Raw genomic sequence first — 19,094 nt, forward strand, 5'->3', positions numbered from 1 at the left:
GGTGACCATTCCAGACGGAAGTGGCGGAGTTATCACGAAAGTGACTAACATTCCAACTACTACTGAAGCAGGTAAGAAACCAGAAGCTGAAGTCACAGTGACTTATCCAAATGGTGACACAGAAGTTGTTAAGGTTCCAATCACTGTAACTCCAGTAGCTCCAACAACAGAAGGTATTACCGTTCCACAGGGCACTCCAATTACTGAGAAAGACGTGACGGATAAGGTTACTATTCCAGATGGTACAGGTGGTACGATTAAATCTGTTGGTGAGATTCCAAGCACAGATACAGCCGGCGAAAAACCATCCGTTGAAGTGACGATTGAGTACCCTAATGGTGATACAGAAGTTGTTAAGGTTCCAGTAACTGTGACAACTAAAGTCCCAATGAAGTCCAATACTGACAAAGTAACTCCAGATGCAGGAATGACGACTCCAAAAACAGCTGATAAGAAAGTATTGCCTAAGACAGGTGAGAACTCTTCAATGGCAACAGTTTATGGCGTGATTCTAGCGATTCTTTCAATGTTTGGACTTGCTGTAAGCCGTCGTAAAGAAGAAAAATAATTAGATTTATTCTTTCTCGATATAACAAACAGACACTGGGTTTCTAGTGTCTGTTTGTTATATGTTATAATAGTGGCATGAAAGCATACATTATCACCACTTCCTTCAATCCTGACCAAAAGCAGGTCACATTTGCACAGCATTTAGCCGATCAGTATGGCTTTACTTATAAAGAACGGCGCAAAGAATCAGTCAAAAAACTGATGGCAGATGGAGAAGGAGCACTTATCGTTTATAGGGAAAAGCTGATTTTTGTAGCGTACAATGGCCGAGAGTTAATCTTTCACCCAGATACTGCCATGCTGCGCATCAAGGCTCTTCACGACCCTCTAGTTGATGTAATGGGGGAAAATCCTAAGGAAGTACTGGACTGTACAATGGGCCTGGCATCCGATAGTTTGGTGATGGCAGTAGCAGGGCACAAAGTGACTGCGATCGAGTCTCAATTGATTCCCTATCTAGTGGTATCACAAGGGCTTCAGACACATATAAGTGGTCATGCCAAATTGGATGCGGCCATGCGATCTATTCAAGCAATTCGGGCAGATTATCAGCATTTTCTTTCATTGCAAGCAAGCGATTCCTTTGATGTTCTTTATTTTGATCCCATGTTTTCAGAAAGGATAGCAGCATCCGATAATTTAGCTGGACTAGAAAGTGTGGCCAATCCGACCCGATTGACGGCAGCCGTCTTGGAAGAAGCCAAACGAGTGGCGCGCGAAAAAATCATTATCAAAGCGTATTTTAGGGATACAGTGTTTGAGGAATTGGGTTTTGAGAGAATGGTTCGACCAAATCAAAAATTTCACTACGGAGTGATAGAATTGGCACCAAGCAAATAAAAATCAAATACTGTCAAGTTTTTTTCTTGACAGGAGCGGTCTATGTGTTATAATAGTTAAGGTAATACTCTTCTAAAAGCAAAATTTTCCATCGTTAACTCACCTTGCCGTACTAAAGTACTGTCTACAGTTCGTTGCCTTGGAAGCCTTTGATTTTCATTGAGTATAAATAGCGTTGCTATTACCCCAAATATTAAAAACAGAAAAGAGATATAAAAATGGCAGTAAAAATCCGTTTGACTCGTATGGGTTCTAAGAAAAAACCTTTCTACCGTATTAACGTAGCAGATTCACGTGCACCACGTGATGGTCGTTTCATCGAAACAGTTGGTACTTACAACCCACTTTTGGCTGAAAACAAAGTGACTTTGAAAGAAGACCGCGTTCTTGACTGGTTGGCCAAAGGTGCACAACCATCTGATACAGTTCGTAGCATCCTTTCAAACGAAGGCGTGTTGAAGAAATTCCACGAAGCTAAATTTTCAAAATAATCAATAGACGAATCGAGTACACTTATGGACATGATTGAAAATCTTATTATTGCAATTGTGAAACCCTTGATTTCACAACCTGACAGTCTCACGATTAAAATCGAAGACACTCCGGAATTTTTGGAATATCATTTAGACTTGAACAAGTCTGATATCGGTCGTGTGATCGGACGCAAAGGTCGCACAATTTCTGCAATTCGAACTATTGTCTACTCTGTCCCTACAAGTGGTAAAAAAGTCCGTCTTGTGATTGACGAAAAAGAGTAAAAAGGTCACCCAAGGGTGGCTTTTTCTCTTGCTTGTGAAATCATCTCTGTCATGATAAAATAAGTGTAATGTTTTGAAATTGGAGACACTATGAATTACTTTAACGTTGGAAAAATTGTCAATACGCAAGGTTTGCAAGGAGAGTTGCGGGTCATGTCTGTGACAGATTTTGCGGATGAACGCTTTAAAAAAGGAAGCAAGCTGTCCATCTTTAACGACAAGGACGCCTTTGTCCTAGCAGTGGAAGTTGTCAGTCACCGCAAGCAAAAAAACTTTGACATTGTAAAATTCAAGGGGCTATACCACATCAATGATGTGGAGAAATACAAGGGGTGCTCGCTCAAGGTAGCAGAAGAAGACCTGTCTGACTTGGAAGAGGACGAGTTTTACTACCATGAGATTATTGGCTTGGATGTCTATGAAAATGATCAGTTAATTGGTCAGATCAAAGAAATTTTGCAACCAGGTGCCAATGATGTTTGGGTAGTCGCACGTAAAGGAAAACGCGATTTGCTTCTGCCTTACATTCCGCCAGTTGTGTTAAATGTTGATGTGGTCAACAATCGTGTTGATGTGGAGCTTTTGGAAGGATTGGACGATGAAGATTGATATTCTGACCCTCTTCCCAGAAATGTTTGCCCCGCTAGAACACTCCATCGTTGGCAAGGCCAAGGAAAAAGGATTATTGGATATCCAGTATCACAATTTCCGGGAAAATGCAGAAAAAGCACGTCATGTAGACGATGAGCCTTACGGCGGTGGCCAAGGAATGTTGCTGCGGGCTCAGCCTATTTTTGATACGATTGAAAAAATCAATGCCAAACAACCCCGTGTTATCCTATTAGATCCTGCTGGTCGCACGTTTGACCAAGCTTATGCAGAAGAGTTGGCGCAGGAAGAGGAGTTGATTTTCATCTGTGGGCATTATGAAGGTTATGATGAGCGGATTAAGACCCTGGTGACGGATGAAATTTCTCTTGGTGATTTTGTCCTAACAGGCGGAGAGTTGGCAGCCATGACCATGGTAGATGCAACGGTACGTCTAATTCCCGATGTGATTGGCAAAGAAGCCAGTCATCAAGATGATAGCTTTTCATCTGGGCTGCTGGAGTATCCTCAGTACACACGTCCTTATGAATACCGTGGCATGACCGTACCAGATGTCCTCATGAGCGGTCACCATGAAAATATTCGCATCTGGCGTTTGGAACAAAGCTTGCGCAAAACCTTGGAACGACGCCCAGATTTGCTTGAGTCCTACCAGTTTTCAAAAGAAGAAGAAAAGATCTTTGAGAAGATTAAAAATGAAACGCAGTCTTAGGATTGCGTTTTCTTCTTGTATTTTTTTTAATATAAATGTATAATAATACAAATGAGAGGAGTAGAGTATGGTTCAGTTTAGAAAAGATTTAGCCCATCTAGAAAATTATAAGATTGCGAAAATCGCCAAATACAACCTGGGAGACAATGAAAATCACCTGATTGACTGGTCTTTTTTACCAGAGAAAGTAGGGCAAGAGTTGAGTGTGTCGGATATCACTTGTTATGGGGATAATCAGTACGCATCTTTATTGAAAAAATATGCAGAATACTTACAAGTAGAAACCAATCAATTGGTGCAAGGTGTCGGGTCTGATCAGTTGATCCATATGATTGTGACGACATTTTTACAAAAAGAGGATGTCCTGCTGACAGTGGAACCCGACTTCTTCATGTATCAGGTCTTTAACGAGTTGCATGGTTCAAAAATTGCTTCCTTTCCCTTGGATTGGAGTCAAAGCTATCCTGATTTAGCAGCTGACCAGCTCTTGGCTTTTGCAGAAGAAGCTGGTGCCAAGGTTCTGATTCTGTCCAATCCCAACAATCCTACATCGGTTGCTTTTGACAATGGAGAATTGGAAAAGATTGTGGCTGGATTTGCTGGTTTGGTCGTGATTGATGAGGCTTATATCGATTTTTCAGACCAGCCGTCATTTGTGCAGAAGGTCAATGATTATGAAAATCTCATCATCTTACGTACCATGTCGAAAGCCTTTGGTTTAGCAGGTTTGCGTTTGGGATTTGCGATTACGAATCCTGTCCTAGCTAAGGAATTGGATAAAGTGTTGCCACCTTACAGCATGCCAAACATTGTAGCCAAAACTGGAGAAATTGCCCTATCCTATGGGCAAAAAGTGAAGGAAAGTGTAGCGCGCAATCTGGCCATTCGTAAGGATTTTGTAGAATTTTTGGAGGGTCAACCACAGATGAAGGTGCTCCCTAGTCAAACTAATTTTGTCACTTTTACAGCACCCTATGCTGAGAAAATTTACAAGAATGCCCTGGAAAATGACTTTAACTTTAAGTACTATAGCCAAGGTGTACTTGCAAACTACATTCGTATGAGTATGGATGATTGGGAAGTGATGGAGCAGATGAAGCAGTTGATTGTAAAAGTAGTAGAGGAATAAAAATAAGAGAGTGGGACGGTATTCCGCTCTTTTTCTTTGAAAAATGTGTAAATATATGAAAATGGATGAAAGTGATAGTTTTTGATAGAAAATGATTGACATTGGGTGAAGAATCGGTATAATAATATTTGTAAACGATTGCAAGGAGGCGGTATCATTCTAAAGTCAGAACGTAAACAGCTCATTCTTGAGAAATTGCGTCAAGATAACTTTATCCGTTTGGAAGAGTTGATGCTCTTGTTGGACTCCTCAGAATCTACGATTCGCAGGGATTTAGATGAGTTGGAGTTGGCAGGGAAGCTTCGGCGAGTTCACGGTGGTGCAGAAAGTTTGGCAGGTCTACGATTGGAAGAATCTATCCAACAAAAATCTGTCAAAAACGTTCAATTCAAGAAAGACCTTTCAATACGAGCAGCGGACTTGATAGAGGAGTCGGATGTGATTTTCCTGGATGCGGGTACGACAACGGAGTTGCTCATTCCTTTGTTGACTGCAAAGGATATCACAGTTGTAACCAATTCGATTCATCACGCAACCAAGTTGGTGGATTTGCAGATTCCGACTATGATTGTTGGTGGAATGGTCAAGGCATCTACAGACGCTTCCATCGGAGCGGTGGCTGTGGAGCAGATTCGAAGATTAAATTTTGATAAGGCATTTTTAGGAATGAACGCAGTGGATGAATGTGAGTACACGACTCCTGATATCGAGGAAGCTATGATTAAACGAACGGTTTTGGACAATGCCAAGGAAGCTTTTATTCTCTTAGACGCTTCAAAAATTGGCCAAAAATCATTCGTCAAAGTGGCACCTGTTCAGCAAGCAGCCTTGATTACAAACAAAAGTGATAGTTTATTATTGCAAAAAATTAAGAAGAAAACGAAGGTAATTGAAGTATGATTTATACGGTGACGTTAAATCCATCTATTGACTTTATCGTTCGCTTGGAAAGTTTGGCGCTGGGAAGCGTCAATCGTATGGAGAGCGATGATAAGTTTGCTGGTGGTAAGGGAATAAATGTGAGTCGTGTCTTGAAACGTCTAGACATTGACAATACAGCGACTGGATTTATCGGTGGATTTACAGGACGGTTCGTTGAAGAAGGTCTTGTTTCTGAAGGCATTGCGACGAATTTTGTTTCAGTAAATGAAGAAACGCGCATCAATGTTAAAATCAAAGCGGGTGAAGAAACGGAAATCAACGGTGCCGGTCCGACCATCACAGAAGGGCAGCTTGCTGAGTTAGAAGCGATTCTTGCTGGATTGACTCCGGAAGACACAGTTGTTTTTGCAGGTTCAGCTCCGGCCAATCTTGGAAATACAGTCTACAATATCTTGATTCCCCTAGCTAAAAAAGCGGGCGCTGAAGTGGTGTGCGATTTTGAAGGTCAAACGCTTCTAGACAGCCTAGCACACCAACCACTCTTGGTTAAGCCAAATAATCATGAGTTGGCCGACATCTTTGGTGTTGAATTGAATGGACTTGCTGATATCGAAAAATATGCCCGTGAAATCCTTGCCAAAGGTGCCAAAAATGTCATCATTTCAATGGCTGGCGACGGGGCCTTGCTTGTCACACCAGAGGCGGCTTATTTCGCAAAACCAATCAAAGGAACAGTTAAAAACTCAGTTGGTGCCGGTGATTCAATGGTCGCAGGCTTCACAGGTGAATATGTTAAATCAGGTGATCCAGTCGAAGCTCTAAAATGGGGTGTCGCATGTGGAACTGCTACAACATTCTCAGATGATTTGGCGACAGCCGAGTTTATTAACGAAACATATCAAAAAGTAGAGGTAGAAAAACTATGAAAATTCAGGATTTATTGAAAAAAGAAGTCATGATGTTGGATTTGAAAGCAACTTCGAAGGAAGCAGCTATCAACGAAATGATTGGCAACTTAGTTGACAAAGGTGTGGTAATGGACTTTGAAGTGTTCAAAACAGGTATCATGAACCGTGAAGCGCAAATGACAACTGGTCTTGGTGATGGGATTGCCATGCCACACAGCAAAAATACTGCAGTGAAAGAAGCGACTGTTTTATTTGCCAGATCAGCTACTGGTGTGGACTATGAGTCACTCGATGGTCAGCCAACAGACCTCTTCTTTATGATTGCAGCACCAGAAGGAGCAAACGATACTCACTTGGCAGCTCTTGCTGAATTGTCACAGTATTTATTGAAAGATGGCTTTGCAGCTAAATTGCGTGGAGTAACTTCACCAGAAGATGTCATCGCTGTCTTTGATGCAGAAGCGAATAAAAAAGAAGAGGTTGCAGCACCAGTTGCAGGACAAGACTTCATCGTTGCTGTTACAGCATGTACAACAGGTATTGCCCACACTTACATGGCCGAAGAAGCCTTGAAAAAAACAGCTGCAGAAATGGGTATTGGTATCAAGGTTGAAACAAACGGTGCCTCAGGTGTTGGAAATAAATTGACAGCAGACGATATCGCAAAAGCCAAAGGTGTTATCATCGCAGCAGATAAGGCTGTAGATATGCCTCGTTTCAACGGTAAACCATTGGTCAACCGTCCAGTTGCAGACGGTATCAAGAAAACTGAAGAATTGATTAACATTATCTTGAACGACCAAGCAGACATTTATGTAGCAAAAGAAGGCGCGCAGGCAGCTGCTTCAGAAGAAAAACTAACTGCTGGTCAAGCCTTCTACAAGCACTTGATGAGTGGTGTGTCACAAATGTTGCCGTTCGTTATTGGTGGCGGTATTGCTATTGCCCTTGCTTTCTTGATTGATAATGCCATGGGTGTACCACAAAATTCTCTTGGAAATCTGGGTTCTTACCATGAACTGGCTTCTATGTTTATGAAAGTAGGTCAAGCGGCCTTTGGCTTCATGCTTCCAGTATTTGCTGGTTATGTAGCTTATTCAATCGCTGAAAAACCAGGTTTGGTTTCGGGTTTTGTGGCAGGTGCTATTGCGTCAAATGGTTTGGCCTATGGTAAAATTGCCTTCGCAGCAGGTGGTGAAAAAACACTTGGACTTGCAGGAGTTTCATCTGGTTTCCTGGGTGCTCTAGTTGGTGGTTTCTTGGCTGGTTATGTTGTCCTTGCCACTAAGAAATATGTTAAAGTACCTCGTTCACTGGAAGGAGCTAAGTCAATCCTTATCTTGCCACTTCTCGGAGTGCTTGTTACAGGCTTCTTGATGTTTGCGGTTAATATTCCAATGGCGGCTATCAATACAGCCCTCAATAACTTCTTGACAGGCTTGTCAGGTAGCTCAGCTGTTCTCCTTGGTCTCCTTGTTGGTGGTATGATGGCTATTGACATGGGTGGTCCAGTCAATAAAGCAGCCTATGTATTTGGTACAGGTACACTTGCAGCATCTGTCGCAAATGGTGGATCGGTTGTCATGGCAGCCGTTATGGCTGGTGGTATGGTTCCACCGCTTGCAGTTTTCATCGCAACTCTTCTATACAAAAATAAATTCTCTCAAGAAGAACGTGATTCAGGCTTGACAAATATTGTTATGGGACTTTCATTTATCACAGAAGGAGCCATCCCATTTGCAGCTGCTGACCCAGCGCGTGCTATTCCAAGTTTCGTTGCAGGTTCTGCCCTTGCAGGTGCCCTTGTTGGTCTTGCAGGTATCAAACTGATGGCACCGCACGGTGGTATCTTCGTTATCGCTCTTACAAGCAACCCAGTTCTCTATCTTGTCTTCGTACTCATTGGAGCACTTGTGTCAGGAATTCTCTTTGGCGCCCTTCGTAAAGCAAAATAATCTAAAAACCAAGGTTTTGGCCTTGGTTTTTTATTTTTTAAGAAAACAATTATAATTATCTATCACATACGTTTATAAAATGGAGGAATATATGAAAAAGAAGCATATTCTGAGAAATTTATTAATGAGCACAATTTTACTTTCTTCGTTAGCAGCGGTGCAAGTACAGGCAGATGAAACTGCAAATCGGGACTTGGTACACTTTCTCAACATGCGTCATCTCAGTTGATGTATCGGCACATTTTAAATCAGATAAGAATGAAAAAAACATAATCGTCCAGCGAAGCGATTATACCTATGAAAGGAAATTTTATGAAGCGCACTCTATTACGCAACTCACTGGTAACTCTTACTTTGGCAGGTAGCTTACTTGCTGCTACAACTATGTCACAAGAAACAGTTCATGCCATTGGTTCAGGTAGTCGTGTTGACTACTATGAATACGAAGGCCTGCAGATTATCTTTAGTGTCAAGGGTACAAACGCTCTTAACCGTGCTGAAAAGCGTATTGGCTACCACATGCAATTGAAATTAAAAGCTGGTGATACGGTCAGTATGCAGAAGATTACCGAGTACATCAATCTCAACCTTAATAACTCAGTCAGTGGGATGCCAGATTGCCAGTACGAATACCACTTTTCGAAATTCAAAAATCCTGAGCCAAAAATCAGCCTAGAAGGTAGAAATAAAGTTGGGAAATTGATTCGTTATGAGATTCCAATTACAGATGCTGGGGTTCAATTACCTGAGTACACCGAAATTGGCTCATTGAAATTTGCTCTTAATGAAGAAGTTTACTATACAAAAACACCACGTGATCAAGTTAAGTCTGTGAAATTGAAGGCTTCTGACGTAGTTTCTGTAGAACACAAATTGCAGACAACAGTTGTGAAAAACGGTATTGAAAGCGAGAATAAATTATTCGAATATGGCATTAATGAAAATCCATTCACTTACACTGTAGAAGCAGAAAGACCTGAAAAACGTCAAGAGCGTACAATCAATGTGACCATGTATGGTAACGGCAAAAATAGCACTAAAATCAAGTCTTTCCCAATCACATCAGATAAGTTGGTATCAATGGAGTCGATTGCCAAAGCCTTGTATATGCAAGGGAAACTTCAAGATAAGACAGGCGAACACCTTCGTGTGACCAAAGTGGATATGATGGACGAAGACCACTATAATGTTTATGTTGACCGCTACAGTGGAGATGCCATTTCCTACGAATATTACTCTCAGACAAATCCAATCGATGAGAGCTATAGTACAACACCATATGGTCCTAAAGGAAATGATAAAGGACTCACTTCTGAAAAATAAGCCTCAAAGGTAGGTCCTGTGAGAACTATGCGCAAAAAAATAGTTCCCAACAGATAAAGAACAGTCTACGAATTGAAACAGGCCCTCCTAAAATGGGAGGTTTTTCATTTTAACAAAAAAATACTCCTGTAAAGAACAGGAGTATGTCTAAATCTAGCTTTCTCGGAAAGAGTATTTAAGGATAAAGGGAGCAATGAAGGTAGATAGGATGACAACGATGACTAGTTCAGAATAAGTAGTGGCGCTGATGATTTTTTCCGTCAGACCGATTTGAACGATAATCAAGGTCATTTCTCCTCGGCTGACCATACCGCCTCCGATAGTCAAGGAGTCTAATTTTCCAAATTGATAGCCACGTCCGACCAAGTAACCCGGCAATAATTTTGTGAGAACAGCCATTGCAGTCAAGAGGAGGATGGTTGCAGTGTGACTCAGCATGCCATCTAGGTGAAACGGTAGGGCGATAGAAGTGAAAAAGATTGGGATAAAGAATGTGTAGCTCAAGGTTGCAATATGTGTCTCGACTTTTTTGAGATAGCTGGTCAGACCGATTGCTAAACCGGCGAAAAATGCTCCAATAATGGTACTTATTCCTACAGCGTCAGCAAGTAAGGAGAGGGAGAAGCAGATTAGTAGCGCAAGCAGAGTTTCTTTTTCCAGAAAGTCCAGTTGTTTAGACCAACGAAAGAGAAGAGGAATCAAAAATTTCATACAAATAACTAGGAAAATGAAAAATGCGATTTGTATGAGTGATTGGCTAAGTAGGTTGACAGAGGCTCCCGTACTGCCGACAAATACACTGAGTAAAATGACAGCCAATATATCATCGACAACTGCTGCACCAATGATAATAGCTCCTGTTTTTGTTTTCATACGATTGTATTCTGACAGAACTTCCACAGTGATGGAGATACTAGTGGCTGCAAAGACAAGTCCGTAAAAGACGGCTGTATTGACTTCATAGCCCCAGGCGCGTGTCAATCCCCAAAATGCTGCTAAGGGGAACTAGTACACCTGTCACGGCTACGAGTAGGCTAGGCTTGAGGTATTTTTTAGTAGGTCGAAATGAGCTTCGAGTCCTGCTATGAACATGAGTAGAATCACACCGACTTCCGATAAGAAGTGAATGACTTCCCCCTCATGCACCACATTGAGCAAGGCGGGTCCGAGGATGATTCCTACGAATAATTGGCAGACAATAGCTGGAATTCCGGCTTTTTTTGATAAGACAGTAGCGATGACACTGGCTAATAAAATAAATGAAATTTCAAGTAAAATATGCATAGTTTCTCCTAAAAATGAGTCATAATCAACCGATATGATACCTTTTTTCAAAAATGAATGCGAAAATGGTGCTCATTCTTCGGGTTCTGGAAAGAAGTGAGGATTGGAAATGGAATCGAAAAGAAGAAAGTGCAAATTGGACACTTTTTTCAGAAAGTAGAAGTTGGAGGAAAAAGCTGTCAAATAGCGAGGCTTTTGTGTTTTTTATGTTATAATTAGGTAATATTGTTTTGAAGGAGAAATCTTGTGGAAGTTACACGTCAAAAACCATTAGTAAACCAGTATCATTTTGATCTTCGCAATCAAGCTTGGGAAGCTGAAAATGGTGAACCTAAAACTCAATTAAAAGTTGATTTTAAACTGATTGAAAAAGGTACAGAAGAAAATGTCACACGTATCATCACTATTTTGCAATTCATGATTGTTTTGGAAGATTTTGTTATTTCAGGTACCATGACACAAGGTGTGACTATTTTGGACCGAATTGTTAATGAACCAAGCGAATTTTCAGAAGAAGAGCGTCGTAGTTTGGCCCTGCCTTTGTTAGATATCTTGAAACGAATGACCTATGAAGTAACAGAGATTGCTTTGGACCAACCGGGCATCAATTTGGAGTTTTAATAAAATGAAAATTGCAATCATTACAGATTCCTCAGCGGTCTTGAATCCTAGATTTGCCGAGAGAGAAAATGTATTTGTACTAGACATCCCTGTATCCATTGATGGAGTGGATTATGTTGAGGGAGTCAATTTAACAGCTCAAGAATTTTACGAAAAAATGGCTGCGACGGCTGAATTGCCCAAAACAAGTCAGCCTAGTTTAGCTAGCTTGGCAGAGATTCTCAGCCAATTGAAAAAAGATGGCTACACACATGTGGTCGGTCTCTTTTTAGCGGCGGGAATTTCTGGTTTCCATCAAAATATTCAATTCTTGATGGATGAATTTGAAGGATTAACCATCGCATTTCCAGATACCAAAATTACCTCAGCACCGCAAGGTTACATGGCTGAAAGTGTAGAAAAATGGGCAGAAGCTGGTTCTAGTTTTGAAGAGATTTTGGAAAAATTGGAGCAGCAAATCAACCGCACTTCAGGATTTATCATGGTGGACGACTTGAATCATTTGGTCAAAGGTGGTCGTCTATCAAATGGCGCTGCGCTTTTGGGAAATCTTCTCAGCATCAAGCCAATTCTTTATTTTGATGATGAGGGAAAAATTGCCGTATACGAAAAAGTGCGTACAGAGAAGAAAGCTGTGAAGCGCTTGTTAGAAATTCTTGCAGAAAAAACTTCTGATGGAGAATACGAAATTGCCATTATCCATGCTAACGCCTTGGAAAAAGCAGAGGATTTCAAGCGTATGCTGCTGGAGCAAGGTGTACAATCAAGTATTCGAATTGTAACCTTTGGCTCTGTTATTGGAACCCATCTCGGGGCTGGCGCAGTTGGATTTGGTATCACACCCGTTATAGAGTAGGAGACAGACATGATTAAGGTCATTATTGCAGGTTTTAAAGGTAAAATGGGCTCAACAGCCATGCAAATGGTACAAGAAGATGCAGATTTGATCTTATCAGCTCTGGTTGACCCTTTTGCTACAGAAAAAGAAATAGATGGTGTACCTGTTTTTACAGCCAAAGAAGACATGGTAGGGTTTGAAGCAGATGTCTGGGTGGATTTTACCACACCAAAGTTTGCCTATGAAAATACCCGATTTGCTTTGGAAAATGGTTGGGCACCTGTTGTCGGAACAACAGGCTTTACACCAGAAGAAATCGATGAATTAGTTGCCTTGTCTGCTCAGAAAAAATTGGGAGGATTGATTGCTCCCAACTTCGCAATCGGTGCCATTTTGCTCATGGAATTCGCTGCAAAAGCAGCTAAATATTTCCCGAATTTGGAAATTATCGAATTGCACCATGATAAGAAGAAAGATGCACCAAGCGGTACAGCCATCAAGACCGCTGAATTGATTTCGAAAGTGCGTGCTTCACAAATACAAGGAGCTGCAGATGAGGAAGAATTGATTGCAGGAGCACGTGGGGCAGAATTTGATGGCTTCCGTATTCATTCTGTTCGTTTGCCGGGCCTAGTTGCCCACCAGGAAGTCATTTTTGGAGCGCAGGGAGAGGGAGTGACCATTCGTCATGACTCCTATGACCGTGTTTCTTTCATGAGCGGTGTCAATTTAGGAATCAAAGAAGTAGTGAAACGCGAGCAACTCGTGTATGGTTTGGAACATTTATTATGAAATTAAACAATTTGCCTTCTGAATTTCAGGAGGCTTTGCCGATTTTAGAGAAAATTAAAGCTGCTGGCTACGATGCCTATTTTGTAGGCGGTTCAGTGCGAGATGCTATTTTGGGCCGTCCCATTCATGATGTGGACATTGCAACGAGTTCTTATCCGCAGGAAACCAAGCAGATTTTTCGTCGTACAGTGGATGTGGGAATTGAGCACGGGACAGTTTTGGTCCTTGAAGGTGCGCATGAATACGAAGTGACCACTTTCCGGACGGAGGATATCTATGTGGATTTTCGTCGTCCCAGTCAGGTTTCTTTTGTGCGCTCTCTTGAAGAAGACCTCAAGCGCCGTGATTTCACGGTCAACGCTTTTGCACTGGACGAGAAAGCTCAAGTTATTGACCTCTTTGAAGGTTTAGCGGACTTGGATGGGAAAATCCTGCGGGCCGTTGGAGTGCCAAGCGAGCGATTTGGTGAGGACGCCTTACGCATCATGCGGGGGTTCCGTTTTGCAGCGGTACTTGATTTTGAAATTGAACCTGCGACTTTTCAGGCCATGCGGGAAACAGCTCCCCTGTTGGAAAAAATTTCTGTCGAGCGGATTTTCATTGAATTTGATAAGCTGTTGCTGGCACATTTTTGGCGCAAAGGTTTGCAGGATTTGATTGATACAGAGGCTTATCAGTATTTGCCTTGCCTCGCCAATCAGGCTCCTCATTTGCAAAATATGATTGAAGGTTTGTCAGAAGATGCTCAGTTTACTAGCTCAGAGCAGGCTTGGGCGATGTTATTGATTGCACTGGAAGTCAAGGATCCTAAGAAGTTTTGTCGCAAGTGGAAGACATCCAATGATTTTATGAAATCAGTCTGTCAGCTAGTGGAGCTATGGCAGTTGCGATTAGAAGGGGCATACGATAAGCAAGCTTGTTACAAATATGGAAAATATCAGCTTACTTTGGTAGAAGAACTGCGCCAATTACAAGGGTTGGCAGTTGATTTTGCCTTGATAGAGCAGTTAGACCAGAGTCTGACCATTCACGATAAGCACGAAATTGTGGTCAATGGTGGTAATTTGATCCAAGAATTTGGCTTGAAACCAGGACCAGATTTGGGACGGATCTTGCAGGAAATTGAGTTTGCCATTGTAGATGGGCACTTGGAAAATGAACAAGAAGCGATTCTTGATTTTGTTAAAGAGAAAGGAAGAGTATGAGCGATTTTATTGTTGAAAAATTGAGTAAATCAGTTGGCGATAAGACCGTTTTTTCGGATATTTCATTTATTATTCATGACTTGGATCGGATTGGGATTGTTGGGGTCAATGGGACAGGAAAGACGACCTTGTTGGATGTCATTTCTGGGAAATTAGGCTTTGACGGGGATACTTTACCATTCAAGTCTAAAAATGATTACAAGATTGCCTATTTGACACAGGAACCAGATTTTGATGACTCAAAAACGATTTTGGACACCGTTCTTTCATCGGATTTACGAGAAATTCAAGTTATTCGGGAATACGAAAGCCTACTTTCTGATTACGATGAAGCCAATCAGGCTCGATTGGAAAAAGTCATGGCGGAAATGGATGCTCTCAATGCTTGGGAAGTTGAAAGTCAAGTCAAAACAGTCTTGTCTAAATTAGGCTTGAATGATGTGACTCAGAAGGTGGCCGACTTATCGGGTGGGCTTCGTCGTCGGGTACAATTAGCGCAGACCTTGTTAGGAAATGATGACTTGCTACTTCTTGATGAGCCGACCAACCACCTGGACATTGATACCATCGAATGGTTGCAAACCTATCTCAAATCCTCTAAAAAAACTGTTCTTTTCATTACCCACGATCGTTATTTTTTGGACAATCTAGCGACACGCATTTTTGAATTAGACCGAGCTGGTTTGGTTGAATACCAAGGGAATTATCAGGATTATGTTCGATTAAAGGCCGAGCAAGATGAGCGCGATGCGGCCTTGCGTCATAAAAAAGAACAACTTTATAAGCAAGAATTAAGCTGGATGCGCCATCAGCCACAAGCACGCGCTACCAAGCAACAGGCGCGTATCAATCGTTTTCATGATTTGAAGGGGGATTTGGCGCACACGGTAGACGATAGTGAGTTGGAAATCAATTTTGAAACCAGTCGTATCGGGAAAAAAGTGATTGAGTTTGAAGATGTTGACTTTTCATTTCCAAACAAAACTATCCTGCATCACTTTAACCTCTTGGTGCAAAATAAGGACCGTATTGGGATTGTCGGCGACAACGGTATGGGCAAATCTACCTTGCTGAACTTGATTGCAGGCGACTTGCAACCAAGTGCTGGTAAGCTCAGTATCGGAGAAACGATTCGGATTGGCTATTTTTCTCAGCAAATCAAAGGTTTGGATGAAAGCAAGCGCGTCATCAATTATTTACAGGAAGTGGCCGAAGAAGCGCACACGACGTCTGGCATGGTTTCTATTGCAGACTTGCTGGAGCAATTTCTCTTTCCGCGCAACATGCATGGAACCTTGATTGAAAAGTTATCTGGTGGAGAAAAGAAACGCCTCTATCTCTTGAAAATCTTGTTGGAACGCCCAAATGTCTTGCTCTTAGATGAGCCGACAAATGATTTGGACATCGCGACGCTGACCGTCTTGGAAAATTTCTTGCAAAACTTTGCAGGGCCTGTGATTACAGTCAGTCACGACCGATACTTCCTAGATAAGGTTGCCAACAAAATTTTGGCTTTTGAAGAAGGCCAGGTCTGTGAATTCTTCGGAAACTATACGGATTATTTGGATGAAAAAGCCTTTTTAGCTTCTAGTGCAGCCATTTCCCAAGAGAAAAAAGAAAAAGTCAAGCGCGTCCGTGAAGAGAAAAAACGGATGACCTATTTTGAAAAGCAAGAGTGGGGCAGTATAGAGGGGGAAATCAGCACTTTAGAAGACCGCATCGCTGAAATTGAAGAAGAAATGCTAACATGTGGCAGTGATTTTACAAAGTTGTCTGATTTGCAAAAGGAATTAGATGAGAAAAATGACCTCTTGCTTGAAAAGTATGAGCGCTACGAGTATTTGAGTGAATTGGAGAGCTAAGACATGATGCATAAGATGATGATTGCTTATGTCCTGCTCTATATTTTGGTCGTTTTAGGTTCGGCTTTTTATAGTTATTTTAAAAGTAAAAAAATGAACGGTCTACGTTTGGGTCTGACGCTTGTGGCAACCGTATTAGTTGCAGGAAGTCTCTTTTCCTATGTGCAGGCCTATCAGCCTATTCAGATGCTGGGCTTTGCTATTGGATTTACCAGTATTTCCAGCCTGTTTCTCTACAACAGTTTAGTTAGTGAGGGTAATAAATTTAGTGTCACGTTTGGCTTGAGTTTTTTACGCTTAATCATTCATTTGCAGCTGCTTGCTTGTTTGTATATTTTCCGGTAAACAAATTAAAGCGAAAGAGTTACAATTAATGAAAAGGGTTTTGCAAACCTTTTCATTATGATATAATAGAATTAATCATGAAAGTAGGAGATAAGTATGTCTAAAAAAATTATCGGTATCGACTTAGGTGGTACATCGATTAAATTTGCAATTTTAACGCAAGAAGGTGAAATTCAGGAAAAATGGTCTATTAAGACGAATGTCTTGGATGAAGGTAGTCACATTGTGCCGGATATTATTGAAAGTATTCAGCACAAATTGTCTACACACGGTTTAACAAAAGATGACTTTGTCGGAATTGGAATGGGTTCACCCGGTGTAGTGGACAGCCAAGCAGGAACCGTTATTGGTGCCTATAATCTTGATTGGAAAGAACTGCAACCTGTTAAAGAACAAATTGAGTCAGCGCTTGAAATTCCATTCTTCATTGATAATGATGCCAATGTTGCAGCCCTTGGGGAACAGTGGGTTGGTGCTGGTGAGAATAATCCAAACGTTGTCTTCATGACTCTTGGAACAGGTGTCGGTGGCGGCGTTGTTGCAGATGGACGCCTCTTACATGGTGTTGCAGGTGCGGCAGGTGAGCTTGGCCACATCACGGTTGATTTTGATGCGCCGATTGCTTGTACTTGTGGTAAAAAAGGTTGTTTGGAAACTGTCGCATCAGCTACGGGTATCGTTAATTTGACTCGTCGCTACGCAGAAGAATATGCAGGTCAAGCACAACTCAAGAAAATGATTGACGACGGTCAAGAAGTAACTGCAAAAGACGTCTTTGACTTGGCCAAAGAAGGAGACGATTTGGCTCTTATCGTCTATAAGAATTTCTCTCGTTATTTGGGAATTGCTTGTGCAAATATTGCCAGCGTCTTGAACCCAGCCTATATCGTTATCGGTGGCGGTGTATCTGCTGCAGGCGACTTCCTCCTCAAAGGTCTACAAGAAACATACGATGCGAATACTTTCCCACAAATCCGCACATCAACCAAATTATCATTAGCAAACCTTGGTAATGATGCAGGAGTGATCGGCGCAGCATCCCTTGTCTTGAAATAATAAAATAAAAAATACTTCTGATAAATAATCAGAAGTATTTTTTATTGTCGTTCAAATTCAAGTGTTGTTTTATAAAGGGCTAAGGCGACGCCGCCTAAAGAACCACGAAAATCATCATACGGCTCAACTAGAATTATCTGTGGACTGCCGATTAAATTGCTACTGAATTCGTTTAACAGTCGATGTAACTCTATTTCTAAAGTTTTATGATTAAATAATGGACTATGAATAAAAATTTTATTTGCATCAATTAGATTTCCAAGATTGAGTAAGACCTGGACGATATATTTGATAGCTTGGTGAAATAAATTGATAATTTCCCCATCTCCATAATCATAAGCTAAAAAGAGGTGATTTAAGGTGAGCTCTGTTTGGCCATCTAAGATATTTTTTAAAAAGGTACTAACATTGCTTTCAGCTAGTAAAGTTGCTTTTTTGATAAGCCAGCTTTCGCTTGCATAGGTTTGCAAACAGCCCCGCTTGCCACATTCGCAAATTTCCCCATCTGCCTGGACAATTGTATGTCCAACTTCACCTACATTGGGATTGGTTCGGCCATAAATTCGACCTTCATACATATAAGATAAATGCATTCCCCTTCTAAAGTGAAAATAAATAAAGTTATCCTTATTCTCTCCTTTAGAAAAGAGACGTTTAGCCAAAGACATCGCATTTACATTATTTGAGAAGAATACTGGGATTGATAGACTGTTTTTAATAATATCAAGATTAAAGTTTTTCCAAAGAGGATTATTTGTATGTACTTTTCCTTCATTAAAGTAGCGGCCAGGTAGGCATATCCCAATTGCTGTAATGGGTCGGTCACAAAAAGACATAAAATCTGAAAGGTATTGAATATATAATTGATGACCGTTCTCAGAAATTTCAGAGATTAATAAAGTATATTCTTTTTGATACATAATATTTCCTAAATTATCTGCAAGTGTATAGGTAAATTCTCGTTCTGAAATTTCGCTCCCGATATAATAAGAATGGGCTTCTCGTATACTGAGTAGTTTTTTCTTTCGTCCAACCTTGGGCTTTACTTGTGTGCTTTCTCCAATTTCTTCGACGATTCCTTGTTGAATAAGATCAGCAGTAATACTAGTAGTGGTAGCAGGGGTTATGCCTGTAGCAGTAGCAATATCAGTGCGTGAGATTTCTCCGGAAATATAGATCTGCTCTAATACGCTAGAGCGGAGTCTATGTTGGATTTTAGAAGTTTTCATATTCTGTTTAGCTCCTTTTAAACAGTATAAGATATTTTTAAAAAATAATCAATTAATTATCTAATATCTGTTTACCGTGGTAATTGATAACAAAAAAATAAAAAAACTTGACATGACTTTTATTTAGTTATAAAATGTAATTAAATAAAAAGAAAACGCTTCCTTTTGGAAGCTGG

General features: G+C 41.0%; 19 protein-coding genes and 1 pseudogene. 18 read left to right on the forward strand and 2 right to left on the reverse strand.

All coding sequences use genetic code 11. The features are described 5' to 3' along the window. The 11 genes from ABID27_RS04190 to ABID27_RS04240 all read left to right on the forward strand — a co-directional run. On the forward strand, positions 1-568 hold a 568-nt coding region (locus tag ABID27_RS04190; protein ID WP_354280482.1), incomplete at its 5' end, for an LPXTG cell wall anchor domain-containing protein. 77 nt (positions 569-645) lie between these two features. Next, complete coding sequence (locus tag ABID27_RS04195; protein ID WP_354280484.1) at positions 646-1,410, forward strand: class I SAM-dependent methyltransferase; 765 nt, start codon at positions 646-648, stop codon at positions 1,408-1,410. A gap of 218 nt (positions 1,411-1,628) precedes the next feature. Continuing rightward, complete coding sequence (rpsP, locus tag ABID27_RS04200) at positions 1,629-1,901, forward strand: 30S ribosomal protein S16 (protein ID WP_253363189.1); 273 nt, start codon at positions 1,629-1,631, stop codon at positions 1,899-1,901. 24 nt (positions 1,902-1,925) lie between these two features. Then, positions 1,926-2,168 carry a KH domain-containing protein gene (locus tag ABID27_RS04205; protein WP_253363191.1) on the forward strand — a complete coding sequence of 81 codons (243 nt, stop codon included), beginning with the start codon at positions 1,926-1,928 and terminating at the stop codon, positions 2,166-2,168. Positions 2,169-2,258: 90 nt separating this feature from the next. After that, positions 2,259-2,777, forward strand: coding sequence for a ribosome maturation factor RimM (gene rimM, locus ABID27_RS04210; RefSeq protein ID WP_253363193.1), 519 nt, complete (start codon positions 2,259-2,261; stop codon positions 2,775-2,777). Then, positions 2,767-3,489 carry a tRNA (guanosine(37)-N1)-methyltransferase TrmD gene (trmD, locus tag ABID27_RS04215; protein WP_354280487.1) on the forward strand — a complete coding sequence of 241 codons (723 nt, stop codon included), beginning with the start codon at positions 2,767-2,769 and terminating at the stop codon, positions 3,487-3,489. The genes rimM and trmD overlap by 11 nt, the downstream gene beginning before the upstream one ends. Positions 3,490-3,556: 67 nt before the next feature. Next, on the forward strand, positions 3,557-4,618 hold the full coding sequence (locus ABID27_RS04220) for a pyridoxal phosphate-dependent aminotransferase (RefSeq protein WP_253363197.1): 1,062 nt from the start codon (positions 3,557-3,559) through the stop codon (positions 4,616-4,618). A gap of 105 nt (positions 4,619-4,723) precedes the next feature. Then, entirely contained in the window at positions 4,724-5,518 is a 795-nt protein-coding gene (locus ABID27_RS04225) for a DeoR/GlpR family DNA-binding transcription regulator (RefSeq protein WP_253363199.1), read from the forward strand. Continuing rightward, complete coding sequence (pfkB, locus tag ABID27_RS04230) at positions 5,515-6,426, forward strand: 1-phosphofructokinase (protein ID WP_253363201.1); 912 nt, start codon at positions 5,515-5,517, stop codon at positions 6,424-6,426. Before ABID27_RS04225 ends, pfkB begins: the two co-directional genes overlap by 4 nt. Then, complete coding sequence (locus ABID27_RS04235) at positions 6,423-8,363, forward strand: PTS fructose transporter subunit IIABC (protein ID WP_253363203.1); 1,941 nt, start codon at positions 6,423-6,425, stop codon at positions 8,361-8,363. The genes pfkB and ABID27_RS04235 overlap by 4 nt, the downstream gene beginning before the upstream one ends. A gap of 312 nt (positions 8,364-8,675) precedes the next feature. Next, on the forward strand, positions 8,676-9,686 hold the full coding sequence (locus ABID27_RS04240; RefSeq protein WP_354280491.1) for a hypothetical protein: 1,011 nt from the start codon (positions 8,676-8,678) through the stop codon (positions 9,684-9,686). 153 nt (positions 9,687-9,839) lie between these two features. Here ABID27_RS04240 and ABID27_RS04245 read toward each other — a convergent pair. Continuing rightward, positions 9,840-10,970: pseudogene (locus tag ABID27_RS04245) on the reverse strand (cation:proton antiporter). Positions 10,971-11,216: 246 nt separating this feature from the next. Here ABID27_RS04245 and ABID27_RS04250 point away from each other — a divergent pair. The 7 genes from ABID27_RS04250 to ABID27_RS04280 all read left to right on the forward strand — a co-directional run bounded on the left by ABID27_RS04250 (position 11,217) and on the right by ABID27_RS04280 (position 17,689). Beyond that, a complete protein-coding gene (locus ABID27_RS04250) occupies positions 11,217-11,591 on the forward strand; it encodes a DUF1149 family protein (protein WP_253363207.1) in 375 nt (124 codons plus the stop codon). Between the two features lie 4 nt (positions 11,592-11,595). Next, positions 11,596-12,447 (forward strand): DegV family protein, encoded by an 852-nt coding sequence (locus ABID27_RS04255; protein ID WP_354280493.1) that lies wholly within the window; start codon positions 11,596-11,598, stop codon positions 12,445-12,447. Positions 12,448-12,456: 9 nt separating this feature from the next. Continuing rightward, the gene (gene dapB, locus ABID27_RS04260) at positions 12,457-13,221 is read left to right on the forward strand and encodes a 4-hydroxy-tetrahydrodipicolinate reductase (protein WP_253363211.1); all 765 of its coding nucleotides are present in this window, start codon (positions 12,457-12,459) and stop codon (positions 13,219-13,221) included. Next, positions 13,218-14,426: a CCA tRNA nucleotidyltransferase gene (locus tag ABID27_RS04265; protein ID WP_354280496.1), complete on the forward strand. Its 1,209-nt coding sequence runs from the start codon at positions 13,218-13,220 to the stop codon at positions 14,424-14,426. The genes dapB and ABID27_RS04265 overlap by 4 nt, the downstream gene beginning before the upstream one ends. Beyond that, the gene (locus ABID27_RS04270; RefSeq protein WP_354280498.1) at positions 14,423-16,288 is read left to right on the forward strand and encodes an ABC-F family ATP-binding cassette domain-containing protein; all 1,866 of its coding nucleotides are present in this window, start codon (positions 14,423-14,425) and stop codon (positions 16,286-16,288) included. Before ABID27_RS04265 ends, ABID27_RS04270 begins: the two co-directional genes overlap by 4 nt. 3 nt (positions 16,289-16,291) lie before the next feature. After that, positions 16,292-16,633, forward strand: a complete 342-nt coding sequence (locus tag ABID27_RS04275) for a hypothetical protein (protein WP_354280500.1) — start codon at positions 16,292-16,294, stop codon at positions 16,631-16,633. Between the two features lie 96 nt (positions 16,634-16,729). Next, positions 16,730-17,689, forward strand: a complete 960-nt coding sequence (locus tag ABID27_RS04280; protein WP_253363219.1) for an ROK family glucokinase — start codon at positions 16,730-16,732, stop codon at positions 17,687-17,689. Positions 17,690-17,730: 41 nt separating this feature from the next. On the opposite strand, the gene ABID27_RS04285 is transcribed toward ABID27_RS04280, so the two are convergent. Further along, the gene (locus ABID27_RS04285) at positions 17,731-18,918 is read right to left on the reverse strand and encodes an ROK family transcriptional regulator (protein ID WP_253363221.1); all 1,188 of its coding nucleotides are present in this window, start codon (positions 18,916-18,918) and stop codon (positions 17,731-17,733) included. Between the last annotated feature and the right edge of the window lie 176 nt (positions 18,919-19,094).

The organism is Streptococcus gallinaceus (assembly GCF_040545695.1).
Classification (GTDB): domain Bacteria; phylum Bacillota; class Bacilli; order Lactobacillales; family Streptococcaceae; genus Streptococcus; species Streptococcus gallinaceus.